Here is a 5,752-nt window from a genome sequence, read left to right as displayed (position 1 = left end):
TAATTTAAACCGTCTACCATCACTTTTACCATATAATAATGCTCCAGCCTGACGATTACCAGACTTGCAGATGTCCTGCTGCAACATATCACTAACATCCTGAATCGATAGATCCATAAAAGACGCACTACTAAACTCCATAATCAATCACCTTTTCTCATGTTTGATTCTAGGCATGCTCCTCCTAGACTCCTTAATCAACTCCCATTTACGTTCCTTCAATTTCCTTAGCTCTTCCTTTTCACGTGCAGGAAAAAAAGGATATGTGCGTTCAATCTCACGTAACTGAGCCAACCTAAATTCTAATGCCTGCACTTCACCACCATCATGCCAACAATACCAAGGATGATGACAAGGAGTATAATGCTTACCATAAACACCTCTTATACTAGGGTCTTTACAATTATTACAATAATCAACATAAAACAAGTCTTTCAGTTTTTCCTTTTTGTTAATTTTTTCTTGTTCCAATTGTTGTTCCAGAAGATCCATAATCATTCACCTTTTTAAAAATACCATAAATACTATGAATACGATAAATACTTCAAATACTATGAATACTCATAAATACTTTTCATGATGGTATTTTTCAAACGGAACGAAAATCTTTTATTCGACAAACCAAACGATTTCCACCATTTTTGGTGTTTTGGTTTTTTAAAAATACTTCGATTCGTCAGGGTATGTAAAAGGTATCGTTAAACTCATTTTGAAAAACACATAGTATTCGTGGTATTTATGGTATTTGTAGTATTTTTAGTATTTTTCATCATAGCCATCTTGGTTTATCAACTCCACTATCAAAATTCATAATATCCAATCCTTCAACATAACTGTCATTACGAACCAATTCTGCAATCTCAGAACCCATCTCATACTCAATATTCTTATAAGTGGTTTCACTGATGTGTTTCAAGTCTTCGTCAATGCTTACAAAATCACTATCTGATAAATCATAAACATTGCTTCTTTGGACTTTTGTTGTTATTTTCAAGAATCCTTTGTCAGCCAGTTCATAGAAATACTTCCTGACAGAACCTTTGCTTAATCCCAGACTCTGCAGTTCAAAATATTCATTGGTGGTAATACCTAATTCCAGTACTTCCCTGCTGCCATGATTAACCCATTCGTCATGATGGGTACGGTAATCATTCAAAACGTCAACTGCTTTCGGTGATAAGTTTGCGGATATACTTTCACGATACGGTCGGAGTAAACTCATGAACAATTGCACATCTGCAATGTTTGTTAACAATAGTTTACTGCCATTAATTTCAATAATATCATGATTGTAATAATTCAAAGCAGTAATGGTTTTAAGCAATCCATTGAATTTATCAAAATCCCTTTTGTAAAAATTAGATTGTTTCAAGAAGTCAATGACTATATTGACATGGGGATTGATAATATCCACATCATATAATACTTCTTTTAAATGTAGAAGCATGTATGGAACAAGTTCTAATTCTTTTTCATACTTCTTAAGGGTAAGGTATGTTTTTCCATGTTTGAATTCTAAAGCGGAATTCCTGCGGTTGAATATTTTTTGATTATCCATTCTTGGAGTTATGAATATGCTTCGGCTCATTTCCTGTTCGTCGAAATCATGGTTCGGAACAGTAGTATATGTCAAACATGGTCTACCTATTAACTCCAAATCTTGAACTGTCCAGTTACCGTCTTCATCTAAAACAGATAAAGGTTTGTTCAAGTAACCGTCTGATTGTAATTCTTTCATTAGGTTTTTGGATTCTTGCATGAAGTCGTGGTCGCTAGCTCCACCCATATCTCCATAATTGACAATTTTACCATCGTAAAAATACTTGTCTTTTTTTGACCGATTGAACAATGCTGCTTCGGTGATTTTCTTTTCATTAACAACTGAACTTTTAGGTAGTAAACCCATTGCGGATTCTTGGATATGGGATTTACCACTTCCAGCTTCACCGAGTGCAATTACACTCACAGGATTGCCAATAATAACTTGTCCTGCATATACGGTAAATGCGTAAATTATATTGTTCCGTTCACCTGCAGTAATCCAATCAACTAAAGACCCAATATAAATTAAGGGTTGGCTAACTGATTGCAGTTTCCTTTTGGCTTTATCTAATAATTCTTGATGCTTTTGTTTTGCATCTTGTATTTCAGATTCCTGTTTTTCCTGACGTTCGAGAATAAGTGTTTCATACTTCAACTGAAGTATCTGTTTAACATCATTAAACTTTTTGTTAAGGTTTTGTGGTTTGTACTCACGTTCTGGATCTATAGTTTGTTTGATTTGTGCAGCTATGTTGCATTGGTTGGTAAGTGTGGCAGGGATACCATTACGGTACTCCCCATATTTAACACCATCACTATTTTTGAACACGTATAATAGTTCATGTTCTTTACTGGTGATTACTATTTCAATAGTGTCGCCATTCGGTAGGTTTACCACACTCATTGTTCCATTTACTCCATTTTGTAGATTATCCAACTATTATAATCTGAATCTTCATTTCCTTCGGTAATTCGGACCCCTACTCTTGTCATTTGGTCAACATATTTTGCGAATGTTTCCAAGTTGACTTTGCTGAAGCGGTTGATTTCTTCACCATCTTTATTGACTACGTTTCTTTCATCTCTGTATCTTAAGATACTGAAGATGAAATCAAAGCATGGGCGGTAGAAATCAAATGATTTACGAATTCCACTTACATATGGGTAATCTTTTTTAGGGAAATTAAGATATAGGTCTAATATTTCCCCATCGTCCATAACTCTTAATCTGAGAGCATCATATGTTTTATCTTCGTTTTTGAAGATGCAAACTTCAGGTTTACCTTCGAATTCGTCTCCTACATCAAGGTCTCTGAAGTTTATTTTTTCCCATGTTGGTTCGTAGTCTTGTTCTTTTCCGCTGATGGTAAAGAATTGTTTTTGTGTTTCGTCATCTACAAACTCTGCTTCCCATTCAAGTTCTTCAAATGATGTTTCTTCTGTTGTTTTGCTTTTTAACGCCATAAAATTCACCTTAAAAAAATTATAGTGTAGGGTATTCCCACACTTTTAAAATTAAATCAATTAACTTTTCAGTTCTTTTATCAATAAATTCTTCATTAGAATCTGCTTCAATATCCATACATAAGTCAATACCCTCTAATGAAAGATTACCTAATTTATCCATATGCTCTTCATCTACATTTGAACAAACATAATCAATTTTTAAATCAGATGTGTCAATAGGGGCAACTCTCTCAAAGTTAATAAGTTTGCTTAATACAAAATGATTTTTGGAATACATTTTAAAGTTCTGCAATAACATATTCTCTTTGACTTGTTCATCTGTTAAGAAACGAGTATACCCTTTATAAGAAAACAATACATTAAGAATATCGTCATAAGTGCCATTATTTTCAATAACTTTGCATAATCTTAAAGCAATGTTATCAGAACTGCTGTTTCCTAATCCCCCACATAAAGATTTCCTCATAGTATATGATTTGAGGACCTTGAATATTCTTAAGAAATCTTTTTTTGTGATATCTTTATTTGCATACAATTTGTATAATTTCATTAAGAATGGGCTCATTAATCTTAAACTAACAAACTCCAATTCGTTAAACTCTTTTTTAAGTGTGGAATCTGTTTCATAAACTCCAAAAATGTTTAAGTAATATTCTGAAAACTCATTGAGTTCTTTAATACAATTCTTAGCATTTTCAAAGTTTTCTGATACAATCCTAAATTTTTCATAAGTGGTCCTTGAAGGAACATTCCTATTGAGTTTAAGAATCAAATAATACCTTGTGAAATAATCAAAATGATTTCTCCCAGTTTCTTCTTCGTGTCGTTCAAATCTTAATTCCATAGGTCTCCAATAATGATGGTAAATGTCTTCGGCTTCTAATGGATTGATTCCCATTAATAGATAGTTTCTAATTTGGTCTATTTGCCTTAATGATTGTCCAGTAGAGTTTAATGTTTCAAATATGTTTTGTGCAACATCTTTTTCATCTAATCTGATATGAATCATTTCTAATTTATTCAATCCATTCCATATAGCGCGGATATTGTTTTTATTAATGTTCCTTTTGAAAAATTGGTAGTTATTGAAGATTTTAGATTTCCCTTTGTATTTTGGGATATCTTCACCTTCTGAAATGGTGTAGATTAACTCTTTAAGGTCTTCTTTGTCTTCATTATTTAACAATAAACGATACCATTTATCTTCTTCACCTTCTGAATCAATTATATATTTTTTTAAGGCACTATCCCAATTTTTAATTCCAGATAATGTGGTTTTTGGGTGTTTCCTTAAATATTCGGTGATTACACAAATAATAAGGGATACAGATGTTAATCTTTGTTGACCATCAATTAACACATATGTAGGTCTTGATAAGTTTGGTCCTTTGTTTTGGCAAACAATAGCTCCAATATACCAAGAGTCTCTTTCATCATTCATTCCTATATCTCTTATATTCTCAAACAAGGTTTTACATTGGTCATTTCTATCCCAAGTGTAAGGTCTTTGAAATATTGGTAAAATACATTGTTGGTCTCTTGATAAGAAACTTAATGTATTCACATCTTCACTATACATATTTTATGTCTCCTTTTTCTTTATTTTGAAATAACATATGGTTTTGCCTTTCAGTTCGTCAAGTTTAAGGGTAATCGGAAAACCAGATGAAAAGGATTCCTTAAACTTCTCATAGATAACTCAATGAGTATTATTTTCCACCTCTGTATTTTGGCATGTCTTCGGCAAAAGTGCCCTCAAAGCCTGCCATCTTCATTACCCACGCTAAGCCCATTCTGTACGCCTTGCCGAGAGCACGTGTTTGGGCCATTGATGCGATTGCGAATAAATCCTTTTGGAAACCGGATTTATCTGCAGTTGCTTCTGCTCTTGCAATAACGGTGCCACCTACAATCTCATCATTCTCAATGACTGGATTTTGGTATAATGTGGCTCTTGCTTTGTAACCGACAATTCTGCCTTTGTCATTTTTAATGTCTTCGATGACGGTGGTTACTGGTACTATTCCTAGGAATGTTCCGAGTACTTCCCATCCTTCAACGGTTACGTATTCGGCTTCTTTGTTGCTTCGGTTTAATCCTTTGACAACAAGGCCTTGATTCCTAACTAAAGGTGCAAGAGTATTTGCCACGTTTGTTGCAACATGTACTTTGGCTGACATTGGTATGTCAGGATTCAATATTGCATAGTCAGGTAATGCATTGGTTTCTACTTTGACAATTTCATTGTCAGGTTGATCTTCATGTTCGTCTTCGGTTACCACTTCTACTGGGAATGGTAATTCTTCTTCTACTATTTCTTTGATTGTTTCTTGTTTGGTTTTTAATGCCATTTTATATCTCTCCGTATAGTTCTTCTTCTCTTATTAGTTCTCTTAGGCTGTTGCATACGAGTATGCAGTAGAATTTCAACTGTCCTCTTTCCATGTTTGCATATAATAGGATATCTCCGATGCGGGCATGGACTGGTTCCTTGTTGTGTGCCACGTTGATGGCACTGGCTATGTCTTCATGATTGACGCAACTGTATGCATCATATATCAATGCTTGGAATTCCTCTTCGCTGACTTGGTGCCAGTCGAGACTGAAGTCTGTTGCCTGTATCATGTTCGGACTGTAGCCGCTGATGACGAATTTCATTCGGTTTTCACCTCCTGTGAGCGTATTCTTATTAAGTCATTAATGATATTGAGACTGTTTTTGTGTAGTTCGATGTCTTCTTTTA

At 34.2% G+C, this 5,752-nt stretch carries 6 protein-coding genes; all 6 read right to left on the bottom strand.

Features of this window, described 5'->3' with window-relative positions; genetic code table 11:
- Positions 1-147: 147 nt before the first annotated feature.
- Positions 148-315: a hypothetical protein gene (locus tag ACJMLZ_RS06770; RefSeq protein WP_405304810.1), complete on the bottom strand. Its 168-nt coding sequence runs from the start codon at positions 313-315 to the stop codon at positions 148-150.
- A gap of 454 nt (positions 316-769) precedes the next feature.
- The gene (locus ACJMLZ_RS06765) at positions 770-2,446 is read right to left on the bottom strand and encodes a hypothetical protein (protein ID WP_405304808.1); all 1,677 of its coding nucleotides are present in this window, start codon (positions 2,444-2,446) and stop codon (positions 770-772) included.
- Between the two features lie 8 nt (positions 2,447-2,454).
- Positions 2,455-3,006 carry a hypothetical protein gene (locus tag ACJMLZ_RS06760; RefSeq protein ID WP_405304806.1) on the bottom strand — a complete coding sequence of 184 codons (552 nt, stop codon included), beginning with the start codon at positions 3,004-3,006 and terminating at the stop codon, positions 2,455-2,457.
- Positions 3,007-3,025: 19 nt separating this feature from the next.
- The gene (locus tag ACJMLZ_RS06755) at positions 3,026-4,588 is read right to left on the bottom strand and encodes a DUF262 domain-containing protein (RefSeq protein ID WP_405304804.1); all 1,563 of its coding nucleotides are present in this window, start codon (positions 4,586-4,588) and stop codon (positions 3,026-3,028) included.
- A gap of 130 nt (positions 4,589-4,718) precedes the next feature.
- Positions 4,719-5,360 (bottom strand): hypothetical protein, encoded by a 642-nt coding sequence (locus ACJMLZ_RS06750; RefSeq protein ID WP_405304802.1) that lies wholly within the window; start codon positions 5,358-5,360, stop codon positions 4,719-4,721.
- Between the two features lies 1 nt (position 5,361).
- The gene (locus tag ACJMLZ_RS06745) at positions 5,362-5,667 is read right to left on the bottom strand and encodes a hypothetical protein (RefSeq protein ID WP_405304800.1); all 306 of its coding nucleotides are present in this window, start codon (positions 5,665-5,667) and stop codon (positions 5,362-5,364) included.
- Positions 5,668-5,752: the final 85 nt, after the last annotated feature.

The organism is Methanobrevibacter sp. (genome assembly GCF_045126245.1).
In the GTDB taxonomy this organism is placed as follows: domain Archaea; phylum Methanobacteriota; class Methanobacteria; order Methanobacteriales; family Methanobacteriaceae; genus Methanocatella.
This window is presented reverse-complemented; position numbering and strand designations above follow the sequence as displayed.